The organism is Nostoc sp. 'Lobaria pulmonaria (5183) cyanobiont', from assembly GCF_002949795.1.
In the GTDB taxonomy this organism is placed as follows: domain Bacteria; phylum Cyanobacteriota; class Cyanobacteriia; order Cyanobacteriales; family Nostocaceae; genus Nostoc.
In genome coordinates, this window is sequence record NZ_CP026692.1 from 4,205,099 (window position 1) to 4,224,820 (window position 19,722).

The 19,722-nt window shown below is 39.2% G+C and carries 12 protein-coding genes; 2 read left to right on the forward strand and 10 right to left on the reverse strand.

Translation table 11 applies throughout. The features are described from left to right. Nucleotides 1-101: 101 nt before the first annotated feature. The 10 genes from NLP_RS18515 to NLP_RS18565 all read right to left on the reverse strand — a co-directional run bounded on the left by NLP_RS18515 (nucleotide 102) and on the right by NLP_RS18565 (nucleotide 17,098). Nucleotides 102-5,720, reverse strand: coding sequence for an ATP-binding sensor histidine kinase (locus NLP_RS18515; protein WP_104907670.1), 5,619 nt, complete (start codon nucleotides 5,718-5,720; stop codon nucleotides 102-104). 341 nt (nucleotides 5,721-6,061) lie between these two features. Further along, on the reverse strand, nucleotides 6,062-7,282 hold the full coding sequence (gene cbiE, locus NLP_RS18520; RefSeq protein ID WP_104907671.1) for a precorrin-6y C5,15-methyltransferase (decarboxylating) subunit CbiE: 1,221 nt from the start codon (nucleotides 7,280-7,282) through the stop codon (nucleotides 6,062-6,064). 35 nt (nucleotides 7,283-7,317) lie between these two features. Then, a complete protein-coding gene (locus NLP_RS18525) occupies nucleotides 7,318-7,722 on the reverse strand; it encodes a VOC family protein (protein ID WP_104907672.1) in 405 nt (134 codons plus the stop codon). Between the two features lie 15 nt (nucleotides 7,723-7,737). After that, nucleotides 7,738-8,334, reverse strand: a complete 597-nt coding sequence (locus NLP_RS18530; protein ID WP_104907673.1) for a tRNA-(ms[2]io[6]A)-hydroxylase — start codon at nucleotides 8,332-8,334, stop codon at nucleotides 7,738-7,740. 51 nt (nucleotides 8,335-8,385) lie between these two features. Further along, nucleotides 8,386-10,464, reverse strand: coding sequence for a PAS domain-containing hybrid sensor histidine kinase/response regulator (locus tag NLP_RS18535; protein ID WP_104907674.1), 2,079 nt, complete (start codon nucleotides 10,462-10,464; stop codon nucleotides 8,386-8,388). Nucleotides 10,465-10,702: 238 nt separating this feature from the next. Next, nucleotides 10,703-12,595: a CheR family methyltransferase gene (locus NLP_RS18540; protein WP_104907675.1), complete on the reverse strand. Its 1,893-nt coding sequence runs from the start codon at nucleotides 12,593-12,595 to the stop codon at nucleotides 10,703-10,705. A gap of 576 nt (nucleotides 12,596-13,171) precedes the next feature. Further along, nucleotides 13,172-13,798, reverse strand: a complete 627-nt coding sequence (locus NLP_RS18550; protein ID WP_104907677.1) for a chemotaxis protein CheB — start codon at nucleotides 13,796-13,798, stop codon at nucleotides 13,172-13,174. Nucleotides 13,799-13,945: 147 nt separating this feature from the next. Then, nucleotides 13,946-14,815 carry a polyphosphate kinase 2 family protein gene (locus NLP_RS18555; protein ID WP_104907678.1) on the reverse strand — a complete coding sequence of 290 codons (870 nt, stop codon included), beginning with the start codon at nucleotides 14,813-14,815 and terminating at the stop codon, nucleotides 13,946-13,948. Nucleotides 14,816-15,192: 377 nt separating this feature from the next. After that, on the reverse strand, nucleotides 15,193-15,669 hold the full coding sequence (locus NLP_RS18560) for a hypothetical protein (protein ID WP_104907679.1): 477 nt from the start codon (nucleotides 15,667-15,669) through the stop codon (nucleotides 15,193-15,195). A 151-nt stretch (nucleotides 15,670-15,820) separates the two neighbouring features. Then, nucleotides 15,821-17,098, reverse strand: a complete 1,278-nt coding sequence (locus NLP_RS18565) for a proton extrusion protein PcxA (protein WP_104907680.1) — start codon at nucleotides 17,096-17,098, stop codon at nucleotides 15,821-15,823. 410 nt (nucleotides 17,099-17,508) lie between these two features. Between NLP_RS18565 and NLP_RS18570 the strand changes: the two genes are divergently transcribed. Together NLP_RS18570 and NLP_RS18575 are read left to right on the forward strand one after the other, a co-directional pair. Continuing rightward, nucleotides 17,509-18,696, forward strand: a complete 1,188-nt coding sequence (locus NLP_RS18570) for a tetratricopeptide repeat protein (protein ID WP_199784646.1) — start codon at nucleotides 17,509-17,511, stop codon at nucleotides 18,694-18,696. A gap of 90 nt (nucleotides 18,697-18,786) precedes the next feature. Continuing rightward, nucleotides 18,787-19,374, forward strand: a complete 588-nt coding sequence (locus NLP_RS18575) for a Uma2 family endonuclease (protein WP_104907682.1) — start codon at nucleotides 18,787-18,789, stop codon at nucleotides 19,372-19,374. Nucleotides 19,375-19,722: the final 348 nt, after the last annotated feature.

Sequence of the window (19,722 nt, forward strand, 5' to 3'; positions counted from 1 at the left end):
AGAAGCGATCGCTGTAAGCCATCTATTTGGGATATTCCAGTTCTGCAATGATTCATACCGCCATTATGCAACGCCAAATTTTTCAGTAACGGTAGCTTGTCTCACTGTTGCATTGGAATCTCAATCACAAACTCAGTTCCCTCTCCCGGAGTTGATTTGCAGCTTAACTGACCCTTGTGTTTGTCCACTACCACTTGATAGCTAATTGACAACCCCAACCCCGTACCACTTCCTACTGCCTTAGTGGTAAAAAATGGATCGAATATTTTCTGCTGCACCTGTGCAGTCATACCATAACCGTTATCAGCAATCCGAATCTTCAACGTGTTTACTTCTCCTAGTTCAGTACGAATACGAATCTGAGGATTTTTTCTGGGAGAATCTTCTTCATAGTTGTAGTCCTCTAAAGCATCGATCGCATTACTTAAAATATTCATAAACACTTGATTGAGTTGACCGGCATAGCAAATAACATTCGGCAGTTGTGCGTATTCTTTAAAGACCTCAATTTCTGGGCGATCACTTTTTTCTTTGAGTCGGTGCTGCAAAATCATTAAGGTACTATCGATGCCTTCATGAATATTTACAGGCTTCATTTCCGATTCATCTAGACGAGAGAAATTACGTAAGCTCAGAATAATATTTCGGATACGGGAACTTCCTACATTCATAGAATCGAGCACCTTTGGGAGGTCTTCTTTCAGGAATTGTACATCCATTTCCTCAAGTTTTTGCTCCACTATTGCTGAGGGATGGGGATATTGTTGCTGATAAATATTAATCAAATCTAGCAATTGTTGAACATAGTCACTTGCGTGAGTAATATTACCATGAATAAAATTGATGGGGTTATTAATTTCATGGGCAATTCCCGCCACCATTTGCCCTAAAGAAGACATTTTCTCACTTTGGATTAATTGACTTTGGGTACTTTGTAATTCTTCTAGAGCTGCTTGCAGATGCTGATTTTTTTCGTTAAGTTCTGCTGTTCTTACTATCACCCTTTCCTCTAGTATATGACTGTATTCCTCCAATTGCTCATTCGCTTCAGTCAAATTATTGTAGAGAATGGCATTTTCTAAAGAAATTGCAGCTTGGATAGTTAAGAGTTTGAGAACTTCTAGGCGATCGCGTGTAAATGCTCCTGTAGTTAAACTATTTTCTAGATAAATCAGCCCCAGCAATTTACCTTGATTAAGCATCGGAATACATAATATGCTTTTTGGTTCCTCACGGTTAATATAACTATCTACCGTAAAAGCAGCTTTAGCTTTAATGTCATCAATTACTAATATTTCTTGGGTTCGTTTGACATAATTAATCAAAGAGATAGGAACAAGATCGCTAGATTCTAAAGGAATAGATAAAAACTCTGTATGAGTATCTCTAAAAGTATACCCAGAACTAATTGCAGCAACAGTTAAGTCTAAGTTATTAGCTTCACTCAATATCAGCACACATTTAGAAGCCCCTACATTCTCCATCACAACTTCCATTAAAGTAGAAAGGAGTGCCTCCAATTCAATCTCTCCAGACACTGCTTGAGAAGCTTTTATGACAGTTTCCAAATCTAACATATCTGAAATACTAGTGTTAGAGCCAATGACAGTTTCATTCGTCACTAGAGTAGATTTATTGCTAAGTGTAGATAGATGTAGGCTCAGTTCAGGTAGATTCTGTTCACTGTAAGAATAGCTAAGTTCTTCTTGCTGAATCATGGAAAGAAGTAATTGAGGATAGCGTTTTTGTAAGTCATAAACTTTGGCTAATGCTCCCCAGCGAACATAGCAATAGTAGGCATCAGTGAGGTATAGTTGGGCAATTCTTTGTTTGCCCCATTCAAGATAAAATTTAGCAGCTAATTCACAGGCAAGAGCTTCTTCGTTAATGTACTCATTTTCTTTGCTAAGGGAAATAGCATATTCATAATTATCTATCGCTTCAAGATATTGACCAAGAACTCGATGCTGTTCCGCCTCTACTAAATAAAATTTATGCAAGTGATTCATGGGAGCCTGATCTGCCCAGTTTTGCATTTTTTTCTGATTTTCTATCACTCTATGAAGGACTTCTTTTTGTTCAAATTCATCGAAATCAGAATAGACTGCTAAATGTGTCAATGAATCATAGAAATAAAATTGAGCAGTCACGAACATGCCGACACCAGCATATAAGTACTTTTCTGCCATGACTGTATTTTTAAGAGCTTGAGAGTAATCAGCCAACAGATAAGATATGTGAAGTTTACAGAAATATAGGAAAAAAAGTGCTACTCCATCTTGAGCTTTCAGATGAAGTGGTAACATTTTATCTTCATCATAGACTTCACCGATTAAACTCTGCGGATTTTGAACATCTCCTAGAAGATTCAAGATTGTCTGCCGAAATATTTCATTCCAATAAAATACTCTTTCTTGCTTTATTTGCTTAATAGTCTTGCTATATATTTCTATATCTTGTTCAAGTTTTATTAGTTCTTGTCCTGTAAAGTATGCATGTTGAGAGTAACCATAAAGAGCATAAGCTGCAAATTCCATATCACCTACTTCAAGATTAGTAGTATAAGCCTCAAGTAAAGGTTTCAATGTTTCCTTCAGATGCTCTTTCCAATGTCTGACAAGATGATTAAATGTTTCCATAACCTTGCCAGTTACTTCTCTTGTTTGGAAATTAGGTAACAAACTATCAGCTAGTTTTCCAAATTTATATCCAGAATCAATGTCTCCTATTACCCCACACAACATTACTCCATACATCACATACGCAAAAGCAGACAAAGGAGAATTACCAAATTTGATTGATAAATTGATCTGTTTCAGAATAATAAATAGTAATAATTCCGGTGCAACTGTATAAGCAAGACCAATTGTACTAGATAGAATACGCATGATTATCAGTGGTTGCGCTTCTGTAATTTCCGGCAGTTCAATTAAGTCTTGAATAGATCTATTAGCCAATTTTGCAGATGTTGTCTCTATTGCTAACTGAATATCTGCTTGGCTGGGATTTGTAGGAAACTCTACTCCTAAAGTTTTCAAAAATGTTTTTGCAATATGGACAGCTTCCAGTTCTTTTGCTTGTGCACCATAAGACTGTATTTCAACTTCATAAGCTTTCACTCGATCTAGTGGAGTTTTCGCTTTTAGTAAAACAACCTGGACACATTTTTCTGTATATTCAAAATCACCATTGAGATATGCGGCTTCTGCTGCCGTATTATACAAAGCTAAGGTGATATTATATTTAGTATCCCAACTATCATCTGCTAGTAGCTCAATTCCAGTAGTTAAATACTTAAGTGCCGAAGAATAAGCTGTTGATATTAAAGCTTTACGTCCTGCAATTAGACTCATTTCAGCTAACTCATTACGTTTAGCTTTATGGGTGATAAATTCAGCTGCAATATTGAAATGATTGACAAGCTCAAAAATATTTTCTTCCTGTTCGGCGATTGGGGTATTCTTCAAGAGAAGCAGCCCAATTTTTAAGTGCATTTGCTTGATTTGGTCTTTGGGAATTAGAGAATAAGCTGCTTGCTGAACTCTGTCATGTACGAATTTATATCTGGGGAGTTGGGAATTGGTCGTTGATAAATTTTCTGATTCTCTAGTTGAAAGGCTTAATAGTTGTCTATCATTTTCTGGTGCAAAATTATAACCATCTTTCTGAGGAATAATCAATCCTTCAAGTAATGCTTGCCATAAGTCAGATGAAGTATCTATTACAGATTTTTCATTAACGAGTGACAATGTTTTTAAGTCAAACTCATTACCAATACAAGCAGATATTTTTAATACATTTTGTACATTTTGGGGCAACTTTTCTATTTGTATGCCCATAAATTTTACTACATCATCTGTAAGAGATAAAGTTTGAATTTTGGTAATATCGTACTTCCAATAACCATCATCAAAATTTAATTCAATTAATCCGTCATCATATAAGGACTTGAAAAATTGAGATGCAAAGAAGGGGTTTCCTTTAGTTTTTAAAAACACCATTTGAGTCAGAGGCACAGCAATAGTTTCTGGACAACGCAGCGTGTCAGCAATTAGATGATTTAAATCAATCTGATTTAAAGGTAAAAGTTGAATTGTATTAATTATTGCTCCTGTCTTAACAATTTCTTGTAGTGTTAAATGTAGCGGATGTAGATTTGAAACTTCATTATCCCTATAGGCACTAATTAGTAGTAAACTACCTTTATTTTCAGATATATTCTCTGCATTCTTAGCAAAGCGAGAAGAAGTTCCATCCATTAATAATTGAATAAACTTTAAGGAAGCCGTATCTGCCCATTGCAAATCATCTAAAAATATGACTAAAGGACGATCTTTAGTAGAGAACACTTGGATAAATCTCTGGAACAATAAATTGAAGCGATTTTGAGCAGCGCTACCAGTAAGTTCAGCAGATACAGGTTGTTTGCCAATAATTATTTCAAGTTCAGGAATTACATTAATGATTACCTGAGATTGCGTACTCAATGCCGATAAGATTTTGGTTTTCCACTGTTGAATTTGGGCATCTGTTTCGGAGAGTATTTGCTCAATTAAATCCCGCAAAGCTTGTAGCAATCCTGACAACGGGATATCACGTTGGAATTGGTCAAATTTTCCTTTGATGAAGTAACTACGCTGTTTAGCAATGGGTTTGTGGACTTCGTTCACCACAGCAGTTTTACCAATCCCTGAGTAACCAGAGACTAAAATCATTTCCGTGTTTCCCTTTGTCACCCGATCAAAAGTAGTGAGTATAATTTCAATCTCTCTTTGACGACCATAAAGTTTTTCAGGAATGGCAAAATGATTTGAGATATCCCGACTTCCTAATTTAAAGACTGTAATATTTTGTTTCTCTTGCCATTGGTTTTGACACTTCTCCAAGTCATGCCTGAGTCCATGAGCACTCTGATATCGGTCTTCGGCATTTTTTGCCATCAGCTTGCTGATAATATCAGATAAAATTGTGGGAATATTGGAGTTAATATAGCTGGCTTTTGGCGGTTCTTTGGCAATGTGAGAGTAGACTAACTCCATCGGTTCAGTGGCACTAAAGGGTAACTGCCCTGTCAAGAGTTCAAAGAAGGTGATACCCAAGGAATAAAAGTCGGTACGGTAGTCTATACCTCGATTCATGCGTCCTGTTTGTTCAGGGGAAATATAAGCTAGAGTTCCTTCTAGGACGTTGGGATTTGTGAGAAATTGAATTTCTTTTGGTAATAGAGTAGCAATACTAAAATCGATGATCCTGGTTTTACCTGTTATCGGATGAATCAAAATATTAGCAGGTTTAATATCTTTGTGAATGATCCGATGGTGATGTAGCCGTTCCAAAGTTGCACTAATTTCAATGGCAATATTAAAAAACTCACTCAAGCAAACAGAAATTTTTCCTTTTTTATGCTCTTCTTGCTGCCAGAGATTAAGGTCAATACTCCCAAAATCTTCCATTACTATAATATATCGATTATCGTATTTTTCTAGGCTTATTGGTTTGACTATGCCTGGAATTTCAAGATTTTTGGTAATGGTGTATTGATTATGAAACTGATTAATTTCAGCAAAAATAGGATATTCATTACGCATCAATTTTAAAATAACTGATTGCTGCTCTTTTTCTCTTATAGCCCGATAAACTAAAGTTTTTTTACCTGAATATAATTGTTTAATAATGCGATAGCCAAGTATTAGAAATAGTTCGTTTGATTCTATTAACATTGCATCTAGTTATGATAATTTTCTTTCTATGGTTTAGTATACCCAAAACAGAGTTACTACTATCAGTGAGTAGGGCGATTTTGTGATGTGCTAAAAATTAAGTGTATTAATCACCAATTTACAGCAGATTATAGGTATAGCAGATATTCATTTTGCTGTATGTATAGGTAGAGAATATGCTTGTAATGCTTTATGGTCTTAGCAAAATACATTTTACAAACTATACTGCGTATAACAAGGCAAGAATTTACGTAAGTTATAACCAAATTACAAAAGCGATGTCTGCGACAAGACGTTCGCGTAGCGTCTCCGACAGGAGAAGCGTCTACGCACTTGTAACTTTAACTATGCAATTTTTCAGACTTCACTACTACCCATTGGGTCACAGCCGCCATTGCTCGCCAACCCAAAAATTTACCAATAGGTTCCGCCCGTTGGATGGCAATACGAGTTAAATCGCCACCGACTCGTTCATGCCATTGAAATAAAGTTTGCTCACCCTCTACCGTGACAACATTTGCCACCAAACGCCCACCCAGCCGCAGTGCTTCCCAGCAAATATCAAAAAGTCCCATTGCTGTCACCCCACCACCAATAAAAATGGCATCTGGTGCTGGCAAATCTTTCAAGGCATGGGGCGCTTTAGCTTCAATGATTTGCAGATTTGGAGTACCGAGAGTGGCGGCATTATCGGCAATATACAGTAGTCTAGAGGAGTTTTGTTCGATCGCGATCGCTCGACAGCGAGCATTACTTCGCATCCATTCAATTGAAATTGAGCCGCAACCCGCGCCCACATCCCACAATAATTCTCCCGGTGTGGGTGCTAAAGCTGCAAGGGTGATTGCTCTAACTTCACGCTTCGTTAATTGGCCATCGTGGTGGTAGGCTTTATCTGGTAATCCTGGTAATCTTGGTAATGGTATAACCCCAGCATCAGCAATACAATCAACTGCGATCGCATTCAACACTGCAACTTCAGTTTCACCCCAAGATGCAGCTGTACCTTCCACAATTCTTTCATCAGCGCCGCCCATACGCTCCAATACAGCGATTTTACTGCCACTATAGCCGCGATTTGTCAAAATTTGCGCAACGAGCGCTGGTGTATCTTTCCCCTCGCTCAAAATCAACAGCCGCGCTCCCGGATAAATGTAAGACTGGATTAGGGAAGATGGACGACCATTCAAACTCAAAGTTTCCACCTCAGTTAAAGACCATCCCACCCTAGCACAGGCGAGGCTGAAGGCTGAAGGTGCGGGGATAATCGTCATTTCAGAGACGGGAATTCGCCGCATCAAGGTGACACCAATGCCATAACACATCGGATCGCCGCTTGCGAGTACGCAGATTGACTGGCCCCGACGTTGGATGATTTCCTCTACTGAAGCACTAATGGGAGATGTCCAGACTAGTTTCTCACGTCGATCGTCTGTAGGAAGCATCGATAAATGGCGATCGCCTCCTATAATTACTTTGGCTCGATCGAGTAAACAAAGAGCGATCGCACTTAACCCCTGTAATCCATCTTCCCCAATGCCAACAATAGAAAGCCATTTCATGATTAATTACTTCATAACGTTGTTGGCAGGAACTTTTAACTAACAATTCCGAGATTGTTGTAGATTTCAATGAGATTGCCATCAGGATCGCGCAAATGAGCTGTGCGGATTCCCCAGCTTGGGCGATCTTGTGGTTTAGTCACAACGACCGAATTCTGAGCCTTTACTTGCTCATAGACTTCATCCACGTTATCGACTGCGAAAATCAACACAATTTTATCTCGATTGACAATGTATGAAGGCTGTTCAATTCTTGGGACTACTTCAGCCATTAATTCTTTTTTGAACAAACCCAGCTTGAGATATCCGGCATTAAACTCGGCATATCCGCTATCTTCATCGCCCCAATCGACATCAAATTTCAGCAGATCCCGGTAGAACAGAAAAGAATCTTTGTAGTTGGAGACAAGGAGTCTCAGGTGTGTTAGCTGAAGCTTCATATCTGTTGGGTTATACTAACTGTGAATTCTAGGTTCTGGGTGCAAAGTCGCTAGCAACTCGCTTTCGACAATTGCTAATTCATCAAGCCGTTGCATGACAATTTCTCTGTCGAAATAAGTAGCAGCTAAAACCCAATATATACCGTAGTGACGCGCTTCGGATGCCATTAGCCCACGATAAAATTTTGCTAACTCTGGCTCTGGACAGTGAGCAGCTAATAGTCCCAAGCGTTCGTGAGAGCGAGCTTCAATTAAACCAGTGACTAGTAAGGAATCTAGAAATCGCTCAGGTTCTTTGGGGCGTACTTGAGATTTTAAACCCGCACCGTAGGGAGGCGGTGGTAGGGGAGCCAAGGGAATATTCCGGCGTTCTAACCATTGGTTAACTAGCTCAAAGTGTTCTAGTTCTTCGCGGGCGATCGCAGTTAACTCCCGCACCATTTTAGTATTGGAAGGGTAGCGAAACATCATGTTCAAGGCCACGCCTGCTGCTTTGCGTTCACAGTGGGAGTGGTCGAGTAAGATAATATCTAAATTAGCGATCGCTTGTTCAACCCAAGCAGAGCTAGTGGGCTGTTTCAGGGCGTTGATAGTCGATAACTGAGTAAGCACATCAGAAAACTCCAGAATTTTAATTTAGCTAAATAGTCTAGCAAATTGATTTTAACGGAATATTTTGGGGACAAAGTTCAATAATTGCTCGGTGGTGAAGGGTTTCGCTAAAAAGCCTTGGATACCAATACCCGTAGATTGTACCAATGCCTCAGTCGTAGCTAATCCACTCATGGCAACAATTGGCACTTGCGGGTTGATGATTTGCAAGGTACGGATGGCTGTTTTCCCATCCATTGACGGCATCATCATATCCATCAGCACCAGCCTAATTTCATCTTTATACTCGGTGTAGAGAGCTAGCGCCTCAATCCCATTTTGGGCGGTCAATACCTTGTAATTATAAATTTCTAGTGTGGTTTTGGTGATTTGAGTGATGGCTAGTTCATCATCAACAACTAAAATCAATTCTCCCTGACCTGTTGGCAGTTTTATCTCATCTATTATTTGAGAAGTGCTGCCCTCCTTGCTTGGCAAGTATACCTGGAATTTAGTCCCAATTCCTACCTGACTGGTTACTTCTACAAAACCGCCGTGGTTGTTGATGATGCCCATCAATATAGATAAACCCAGTCCTGTTCCTTTACCCACTTCTTTAGTGGTGAAAAAGGGATCAAAAATCCGATCGATAATTTCTGAGTTAATCCCAACTCCAGTATCAGCAACCGTAATCCTCGCGTAGGAATTAACTGTTGCCCCTATGTGCATCCTGGCATAGTTTTCATCGATGAATACCTTGGTGGCAGAAATAGAGAGTTTACCGCCATTGGGCATGGCATCACAAGCATTGACTGCTAGATTCATCAACACCTGATGCAGTTCGGTGCTGTCTCCAACAACAATCCCGATATCTTGCGCTATGTCTGTCTTGATGTCGATGTATTTAGGGAATGTTTGTTGGACTATCTGCTTGATGTCTTCGATCAGTTGCGATACTAGCACGATTGTGTGTTCTGTTTCAGAACCACGGGTAAATAACAAAATTTGCCCCACCAAATTACCGCTCCGTATGGCATTGGTTTCTAAAATCTTCAACATTTGCAGCGAAACGTCATCAAGATGGGGATATTTTAGGGGCAGCAGTTGAGCAATTCCCAAGATTGGGGTGAGAAGATTGTTGAGGTCATGAGCAATACCGCTGGCGAGAATGCCTAAGCTTTCTAGGCGTTGACTACGGAATAGCTGAGTTTCGAGTTGTTTTTTCTCTGTGATATCGGTGTCAACGATCAGGATTGATTTAGGCAAGCCTACGGCATCGAGCATCAACGTCCAGCGGCTAGCAATGATTAGTTTGTCACCATTTTTTGTGAATTTATGCAACTCTCCCTGCCATGTTCCCCGCTCAATAACAGCTTTCTGAGCCGCTGATAGTTGAGGTGAGGTTTCTTTAGATAAAAGTTCCCAAGCGTCCTTTCCTTGAGCTTCCTGAACTTGCCAGCCGTACATCTTCTCTGCGCCTTGGTTCCAGAATAAGATTTGGTTATGCAAATCCTCTACAATAATTGCGTCTGTTGTGATGTCTAGTAGGGCAGCTTGTTCGCGAATTTTCTGTTCTTGCTGGTGACGATCGCTAATGTCTCTGAATAGCCAGCGCAAGTTTCCTATTTTACCCTGACTATCTTCCACAGCGATCGCAGTTAGTTCTGCCGGAAAATTTGTACTTCCTTGTTCATGAAAAATCTGTAACTCTTCTCTTTTGATTTGCCCCTGCTGTTGCAATTGCAGCATGATTTGACGAAATTTCTGCCGTTCTGTCTGATGCACAAACACAGCCATTGGTTTACCAATCAGGTAAGACTGACGCACATTCAATAACTTAGCCGCAGCATAGTTAGCTTCCTGAATAATTCCAGTCGCATCTGTAAGCAAGTAACCATCTGGGGCAAAGTTAAATAAATCGTAATAACGTTGACGTTCAACTTCTACCAAATGGCGTGTAGCGATCAATTCTTCATTTTGTTGCTGTAACTCTTCTAGAGAAATAGATATTTCGGTAATCGCTTGTTGCAAAAGCTCTATAGGATAATCCTGCTCTATAGATTTATCTACCGTCAGACTTGCAAGCTGCGAAAGATTTTCCAGTCGCTGATGCGCCTCGACAATCGCTTGTTGGAAATTTTCCTTAGTCATTTGCAGTCTTTTCCTTTGATTGCTTTTATCAAGAAATGCAGAAGGAAAACTGACCTCTGCTTCAGTAAAGCGATTAAAGAGAATAAGAATTTAATACAATACCCTTCAATTAAGCATTTTTATCGGCAATTAAAGGGTTTAAGACTTATATATATATAGCATCTCACCCGGTAAATCTTGCTACAGTCGGGGTTTAAATCACTGTTTTTAATTGTTAATTGTTAATTGTTAATTGTTATTACTGCTGCCGTCGTTCCTCCATTTCTTGAGTAGAAATCATACTATTGACTCTCTCTACATCTACCATCATCAAAACTGCTCCTTGCATTTCAATGCCAAGCAGTGGAGTAATTGCCAGGTAACATTTTATTTGCCTACCCCGACGATTAGTAGCATCGATGATCATTTCTTCAAACTGCTTTTTCCCGGATAGGGATTCGTGAATGGGCGATCGCAACTGCTCGACGGGTAGCCCAATGTCTAGACTAAAGATAGACTTTCCGAGAACTTCATCAGTTCGCAAGCCCCATAAATCTTCTACCATGTAATTCCAAATAGAGACATTAAAGCTGGCGTCAATTACCACTATTCCCGTTTGCAGACTTTTGAGAATAGAGAAGAGAAAAATATTTGTGCGATTGAGTTCTATGGTGCGCTGGCTCAGTTCGTTATTAATTGTCTGTAATTCTTCATTAGTAGATTGGAGTTCTTCATTCATCGTCTCCAATTCTTCATTAGTAGATTGGAGTTCTTCGTTGGTAGTTTCTAACTCTTCATTGGTAGATTGTAATTCTTCGTTGGTAGTTTCTAACTCTTCATTGGTAGATTGTAATTCTTCGTTGGTAGTTTCTAATTCTTGTTGGGAACGTTGCAGGGCATCTTGGAGTTTAATATAACGGGTGACATCATGAAAGGAGATACTGACTCCTAAAAAGCTGGTGTCTGCTTCTTGTAAAGGCGTAATTTGTACATCTAGATATTGGATTTCTGTGTTAGACACATAGCGCTCTACATTTGTTAGGGTCACAGGGCGGTGTTCATGATAAGCCAGTTCAATTAACGATCGCAATTCAACAGGGCGATAGGAAAGTTCTAGATCCTGGAAGGGACGAGCTAAATCTTTAGGGAAAAGGGCGAACAAAATCCGCGCTTGCTCGTTCACCATTACCAAAATGCCATTGATATCAATGACTATTTGGGCGATTGGAGCTGTGTCAAAACCCATATCTCGCAGCCGGAGATTTCTAGCCAAACGGCTCGTAGATTCGTCATCTACTGAGTTTGCCATACCTAAGAGGCGATCGCGTAAATTCCCCGTCGATACTTTAGTAAATATCCGGTTTTTCAAATCCAGGGGCGTAAACAGACTAGAATGCATCAATAGCATCTCTGCTTTTCCTAAAAACAGATAGCCACGATCGTTTAGTGCAAAATGAAACCGGGCTATAATTCGCCCTTGAGTTTCAGAATTAAAATACATTAATGTATTGCGGCTGACTAATAAATCTAAGTGCGAAATGGGCGCATCCTGAAGCAAATCGTGGCGACCAAAAATCACCGAGCGGCGCAAGTCTTGGCGGAAGACATAGCGGTTTCCAATAACATCAAAGTATTTTTGCCGCAGTTCATCTGGCACCATTTGGACATCTTTTGCTGAATACACAGCTTGCCTAGCCTGGTTGAGAGCCTCTTCATCTACATCTGTGGCGTAGATTTTCACTCGTTGGCGAAATTCCTCTACTCCCAATATTTCAGCCATCAATATTGCCAAAGTATAAGCTTCTTCCCCAGAAGCACAGCCAGCGCTCCAGATGCGGATTTGATCGGAAGCTTTTTTATTCTTAATCAGATTAGGCAGTATTTGCTCTGCTATGTCTTCCCAAGCTGATGAATCTCGAAAAAAAGCGGTGACGTTAATTAGGATAGTGTTGAAAAGATAATTGAATTCTTCTGGATCAACTTCCAGATAGTCTTGATAATCTTCAAAATTTTCTATGGTTAATGACTGCATCCGCTTGACTACCCGACGCATCAAAGTCGAGCGCTTATAGCCTGTAAAATCAAATCCTCGGCTTTGTCTGAGATAACTCAATAGATTTTCAAATTTAGGATCTTTTTCTGCAGAAGTCATAAGGTAGGGAGGGGGCAAAGGAGCAGAGGAGTGGAGTTCCGATCTCTGTCCGCAACTATCAAAGACTCGTTGGCGAGTATCAAAGACTCATTAAAGGAGTTATAAGCCTCATTAATCAGTATCAAAGACTCATTAAAGGAGTTATAAGCCTCATTAATCAGTATCAAAGACTCATTAAAGGAGTTATAAGCCTCATTAATCAGTATCAAAGACTCATTAAAGGAGTTATAAGCCTCATTAATCAGTATCAAAGACTCATTAAAGGAGTTATAAGCCTCATTAATCAGTATCAAAGACTCATTAAAGGAGTTATAAGCCTCATTAATCAGTATTAAAGACTCATTAAAGCAGTTTGTCATGTATTTGAACCACATTTGTTGTAGGGGCGTAAGGACTTGCACCCCTACCGCGTGGTCTATTTACCTGAAAATAGCTATAAACTATGGTTACAGTAAGTTATATTCTAAAACATATTTGCTCTGCTTTTCTGCCTCCCCGGTTACTAAGCGACTTGCCCTCTTGGTAGTCGTTGGCGTAGCCTCTCGTAGAGAAGGGAGTCGAAGTATGCTCCCCTGCTTAGTCACATTCTCCCATAACCAAAGTCACCAGGGTACTGGAAATTTCATTCAGGGGGAGAATAAAATCTACATTGCCAGTTTGAATTGCGGCGGAGGGCATCCCGGAAAATTCGGCAGTTTTTACGTCTTGGACAATAACAGTACCGCCCATTTTTTTTATCGCTTTTACTCCCATCGCACCGTCGCTACCCGTTCCAGTTAGCACAAGGGCGATCGCTCTGTCTTTGTAAGTGGCTGCAACCGATTCAAATAATAAATCAGCCGAAGGACGTAAAAAATGTACTAATTCCGACTGTGATAAGGAAAGTGTGCCGTCACCGTTAACCAGCAAATGACGATTGGGTGGGGCAACATAAGCCGTTCCTGAGGTAAGGGAATCTCCTTCTTGTGCCTGTTTGACGATAATATCTGTGCGCCGACTGAGAATTTCTGCCATGAACGAGTGATGTTGGGGAGCCAAGTGTTGCACAATGGCGATCGCGGCTGGAAATTCTGCTTTTAGAGTCGATAGCACTTTAACAATAGCAGTCAGTCCGCCTGCTGAGGCTGCGATCGTCACTATATCAAAAGCAGCATTAGTAAAGTGAGGTGGATGATTTTTGGCATTTTCTACCATCTCAATCATGATTTTGCGCCTATAACTATCTGCCTAACTTCTTTAGTTACAAATAGCATTAATTAAGTTACAACTTTTTATTCTTATTTACATATATTCTACAGTATATCTGAACTACTTCAGTATTTTTTTGCCTTTACCTATCAAATTCCCAGGTTAATCTTCCTGCTCTAGAATACGTTTCGCCTTCAAAAGTTGCTGCTTATGTTCCTCACTAACCGTTGGGTATTGCAGATTTAGTTCTTCTAATTTTGTGCAGATAATATTGGCAACGGTCAGGCGGGTAAACCATTTGCGATCGGCAGGAATAATATACCACGGCGCCCACTTAGTACTAGTATTATTAAAAACATCTTCATAAGCATTCATATAATCATCCCAAAAAGCTCGTTCTCGGACATCATTATCTGAAAACTTCCAATTTTTTTCAGGAGAGTTAATCCGTGCTAAAAAGCGCTTTTTCTGCTCTGACTTAGAGACATTTAGAAAAAACTTCAGAATGATTACACCATTATCAACCAAATACTTTTCAAAGTTATTGATTTCTTCAAAACGCTGTTTCCATATCTTTTTTCCATTAGGGAAGTGAGGAAGTTGTTGTTTCTGAAGCATTTCTGGATGGACGCGAACCACTAGAACTTCTTCATAGTACGAACGATTGAATATGCCAATTCTTCCTCTTTCTGGCAGAGCTTTCATTGAGCGCCACAAGTAATCATGGTCTAATTCTTCCGCACTAGGGCCCTTAAAACTAAACACCTGAAATCCCTGCGGATTAACACCAGAAGTCACGTGTTTAATTGTGCTGTCTTTCCCAGCAGCATCCATTGCTTGAAAAATAATCAACAGAGCATAGGTATTTTGAGCATAGAGAATATTTTGGTAATTAGCTAGTCGTTCAACATCTACCTGTAATTTAGTTGCAGCATCAGTTTTCTGATGAAAATCAGTTTTATAAGCTGGGTCATAGTTTTTTTTCAGAGAAATCTTTGAACCTGGCGAAACAATGAAAGCATCATGATTCATCTATAAAATCTCCTAGCAGCTAATTAATACACAAGCACATTTTGAAGTATTAATTCCTGAAAGTTATAATTTATTAATAGTAATACCAATTTGAAAAAAGAATGCGACAAATAGACCATTTGTAGAGACGCGATTCATCGCGTCTTTACCCAAGGATGTGTTGCAATCATTAATTGAATTGGTATAAGAATTCAGTACCCAAGATTCAGGAGTCAGAATTTATCATGAATCTAGAATAATTGGTATATTTATTCACCAAAGTTCATCCTGATTTTTTAACTATTATGCGTTATCCAGAAACCTTGTAGAGAGTTAGCACTGCTAACCTCTCTACATTCTTTTTCACTCATCTTTCTATGACAAAACTTAGTTACGAATTAGTTGCGTCGTTTTGGCATAGGACGCATTGCTTCACGTCCCAAGATAAACATCCCCGTGATACCTAAACAGACAAACCAAATATATTGATACCAATATTGCCGAATCTGCTCAACTGTACTGGTTTTTGGATGCAATGTATTTAAGTATAGCAACAGCAGCAATATCATGAGCGCTCCAAAACCAACAAGGCTCAAACCAACAAGAATTCGTGCCGGACGCAGTTCAAAATCACTAATAGTATTTAGGTCAATTTCTGCCAGTTCCTTAAAGGAGTCATCTGCCAAAGATGAGGTTGATTGGAATCTATTGCTCAGTTTTGGTGGCAAAATCGGCGACAGTTTCGCAACAGTTGGGCGACGAAGCAAAGCCTCAGTATCTCGCAGCAGTTCCAACGGCTTACGGGTAGTCGTTGGTTGAGCAAATTCTATGTTGTCTGTAGGAGTTGAGGCATTAGCTTTGCTTTCAAAATCCATAGTATACTTCGGAAAAACCAGAATATACATAGCCTAGCGAATCAAAAGACAAATGCGTGAACATAATTCGTAATTTGTAATTAATTGATTTATGGGAAGAAATATATTCTTTACTCAAAGTAAGTGAATTTGGGCGTTGGATAATTACAAATTACTCGTCCATCTCTTTTAATGTAGCTAATGCCGATGGAGATAAACGACTGAGATAGCGGAATATCCAGTATTTAAAGATAGTGTTTAAAATCACAGGAAATGTAGCAATAAAGAAAAAGATTACATTTCTACTGGCTGGTAGACCTAAATGTTCTGCAAATCCCGCAAGAAGGACTTCCCACCCATCTGGTGAGTGAAATCCGACAAATATATCTGTAAACAGAATAATTAAAAAAGCCTTGGCACTATCGCTGAGACCAGAGACAATCGTATCCATAAAAGACTTAAGAATCACAATTTCTCTTTTGCTCATGGCGATAACTATACCAAAAGCAAAGAGTGATATTAAATCAGCGAAAGCATTACTAATACTACTATTAGTTTTTCTGCTAAATTCTTCAGAGATTTCAATTGCTTTACTTTTGATTTTTTCTTGTGTTAGCTCTGAAGAAAGTGGTGGTGCTTGATGAATAAAATATTCAAATCTCAATTCTTCTTGAAAATTATGTAATTCATGGAGAGCTTCTTTTTCCATGTCAGAATTGATGAATATTTTAGTTGTATTATCTCCTCTAACCCTTTCTAATATTGGAGTTACTATAAATTCTTTAGATAAATATTGAGTTAAAAGCGGTACAACAATGAGAACTATCAAAAATCGCAGGGCAATTATTGTTCTACCTTTAGAAATGCGATAATTCCTGACAAACTCTTCTTCTGTCTGCGGTGCAAAATCTGCTTGAATTTTATTAATTCTTCTGCCAATAGAAATCTTAGCCAGTCTAGGTTTTTGAATTGCAGCGTTAACTTGAGTTATGTTAGATGAATTTAGCTGTTTTTTTATTTTGTTATCATTAATGTTTAAAGGCTGATAATTTGATCCTAACGGAGTATTGTTAATTATTTCATCTTTGATAGCATACTTCTCTACGACTTCATCAATAACCTTCAATTTTTCTAATAAAACAGAATTAGAGATATTGACAATTCCCCGACTCAGGTGGAATTCTGCAAGCCTGATCTTAATAATAGTTAGGTTTTTATTAAGATATACTTGCCAATAAGACATTACATTTTCAGTATATTTTACTGATTGTAAAGATATTTTTTTGTTATCAAAATGTTCGTTCTCAATATTTTTAATTCTCTGAGCTGCTTGATAAGCTTCTAAAAGTGCCCTTTCTGGTGTATTTGAAAACCAACGGTTAAGCGATCGCAAAGATTTTTGGAAATTTTGGCGGAGTAATTCTGCTGTTCTGCTAAGTGAGTTTTTCATTACATATATGACTTTTAGATAATGTGTATTATAGTTATATAATCTAAAAAATGGGTAATAACAGCTAAATAGTTAGTCCAATCCAAATTTAGTTAATATTCCTTGATGCGATGTCTCCGACGGGCTACGCCTACGCTAGCAATTTTATATTACCTGTAAACTCAGATGGATCAGCATAAATTGACACTGGTTATTTTTATTGGCAGTTTATCGATTACACTGTCATCATTTACACCAATTGCCAGTGTTTATGCTCCATCAAAAAGCCTTAATTGTAACATTTAACAATCAAGGTAAATCTTCCACTATGCAGAGTCTATCACTGTTAAAGGGAATAGGAAGTTAAAGATGTTACTTTCTCATCTCCCTCATCCCTTTATTCACTACTCCCCACTCCCAAGTTTTAAATTATGAGTTTGAGTCTATGCATGATTGTGAAAAACGAAGCAGCAACACTGCCTAAATGCCTGAGCAGTGTGAGAAAAGTGGTGGATGAAATGATAGTCTTGGATACAGGCTCAATCGATCGCACTCCTAATATTGCCCAACAACTCGGTGCAAAAGTCCATCATTTTAAATGGTGTAATGACTTCAGTGCTGCTCGCAACGCAGCTCTCAAATATGTCACTAGTGATTGGATTTTGGTATTAGATGCTGATGAAACTCTGACTCCAGCAATTGTACCGCAGTTACGAGAGGCGATCGCAATAGATGAATATTTGCTCATCAACCTCGTCCGTCAGGAAGTTGGTGCAGAACAATCTCCCTATTCTCTGGTTTCCAGGCTATTCCGCAATCATCCAGACATTCGTTTTGATCGTCCTTACCATGCTTTGGTAGATGATAGCGTCTCAGAAATTTTAACCAGAGAACCTCACTGGCAAATAGGTTATTTACCTGGGGTTGCCCTTGTACACACAGGATATCAAAAAAGTGCGATCGCTCAAAATAACAAATATGCCAAAGCCGCTACGGCGATGGAAGGGTTTCTGGCAAATCATCCCAACGATCCCTATGTTTGCAGTAAATTAGGAGCGTTGTATGTGCAAACTGGGAAAATTTCTCAAGGTATGGATTTGCTCAGACATGGAATCCCCGGTGCTGAAGACAACTACGATATTTTATATGAACTTCACTATCATTTAGGCATTGCCTACAGTCGGTTGCAAAAATCCCCACAAGCAATTTCTCACTATCAAGCTGCCATCAAATTGCCAATTTATCCCATGCTCAAACTAGGAGCATACAACAACTTGGGTAACTTACTCAAAGCAGCAGGAGATTTCAACGGCGCGAAAACGGCTTACACCACAGCTTTGAAAATTGACCCTACTTTCGTTTTTGGACATTATAATTTGGCGATGACATTTAAGGCTTTGGGTTTATTTGCAGATGCGATCGTATATTATCAACATGCAATCACCTTAAATCCCAACTATGCCGAAGCGTATCAAAATTTGGGGGTAGTATTGCTGAAAATTGGCAATCATCAAGATAGTTTAGCAGCTTTTAAAAAAGCGATCGCCCTTCACGAAAGGTATAATCCCGAAGAGGCAAAGAGGCTACGCCAGGGGTTGCGAGAGATGCAGTTGATGTAGAGGTGAGGGTGCATGGGGCATGGGGAAGAATGACAAATGACAAATGACAAATGACATTAGAATATTAGTATCAATATTTCAGAGGTTCTTATGAGCCAAACCATTGATGAACGGATACGTTGGACAAGTGCAGACTTAGAGTTATTGCCAGATAACGGTAATCGCTACGAAATTATCGATGGGGAATTATTTGTGACTAGGGCACCACATTGGGGACATCAAAAAGCCACAGCAAATATTTGTGGAGAATTAAGAGATTGGTCACTCTCAACAGGTCTTGGTGAGGCTGTGCCAACACCAGGAATTATTTTTACTGATGCAGATAACGTTATTCCCGATGTGGTTTGGGTAAGTAAAGAACGCCTCACCATTTTACTTGATAATGAAGGACATTTAACCGGAGCGCCAGAACTGGTTATAGAAGTACTTTCCCCTGGAGTTCAAAACGAGCGACGCGATGCCTACGGCGGGCTACGCCTACGCGAAATCAAGCTAAAATTATATGCTTCTAGAGGAGTTCAAGAATATTGGATTTTGAACTGGCAATTACAACAAGTTGATGTGTATCGCCGAGAAAAAGCAGTTCTGAAATTAGTAGCAACGTTATTTGCAACAGATGATCTCTCTTCACCTCTGTTACCAAATTTTGTTTGCACCGTGGCGCGGTTGTTTGTGTGAATACGCAAAACTTCAAGTTCAGAACACGAAACTTCAAGTTCAGAACACGAAACTTGAGCTTCAGAACACGAAACTTGAGCTTCAGAACACGAAACTTGAGCTTCAGAACACGAAACTTGAGCTTCAGAACACGAAACTTGAGCTTCAGAACACAAAACTTGAGCTTCAGAACACAAAACTTGAGCTTCAGAACTCGGAACTTGAGCTTCGGAACACAAAACTTGAGCTTCAGAACACGAAACTTGAGCTTCAGAACACGAAACTTGAGGTTTAAAAATGAACTCCACCCGTTCTGAGTCGAAAAGGTGGAGGTCAAAAGTTTAAGAGTTGATAAATTCTCCTCACAAA

Coding starts and splice junctions, on each gene's coding strand:
- NLP_RS18515 (WP_104907670.1), bottom strand. CDS start 5,720: ATGTTAATAGAATCAAACGAACTATTTCTAATACTTGGCTATCGCATT.
- cbiE (WP_104907671.1), bottom strand. CDS start 7,282: ATGAAATGGCTTTCTATTGTTGGCATTGGGGAAGATGGATTACAGGGG.
- NLP_RS18525 (WP_104907672.1), bottom strand. CDS start 7,722: ATGAAGCTTCAGCTAACACACCTGAGACTCCTTGTCTCCAACTACAAA.
- NLP_RS18535 (WP_104907674.1), bottom strand. CDS start 10,464: ATGACTAAGGAAAATTTCCAACAAGCGATTGTCGAGGCGCATCAGCGA.
- NLP_RS18540 (WP_104907675.1), bottom strand. CDS start 12,595: ATGACTTCTGCAGAAAAAGATCCTAAATTTGAAAATCTATTGAGTTAT.
- NLP_RS18550 (WP_104907677.1), bottom strand. CDS start 13,798: ATGATTGAGATGGTAGAAAATGCCAAAAATCATCCACCTCACTTTACT.
- NLP_RS18555 (WP_104907678.1), bottom strand. CDS start 14,815: ATGAATCATGATGCTTTCATTGTTTCGCCAGGTTCAAAGATTTCTCTG.
- NLP_RS18560 (WP_104907679.1), bottom strand. CDS start 15,669: ATGGATTTTGAAAGCAAAGCTAATGCCTCAACTCCTACAGACAACATA.
- NLP_RS18565 (WP_104907680.1), bottom strand. CDS start 17,098: ATGAAAAACTCACTTAGCAGAACAGCAGAATTACTCCGCCAAAATTTC.
- NLP_RS18570 (WP_199784646.1), top strand. CDS start 17,509: ATGAGTTTGAGTCTATGCATGATTGTGAAAAACGAAGCAGCAACACTG.
- NLP_RS18575 (WP_104907682.1), top strand. CDS start 18,787: ATGAGCCAAACCATTGATGAACGGATACGTTGGACAAGTGCAGACTTA.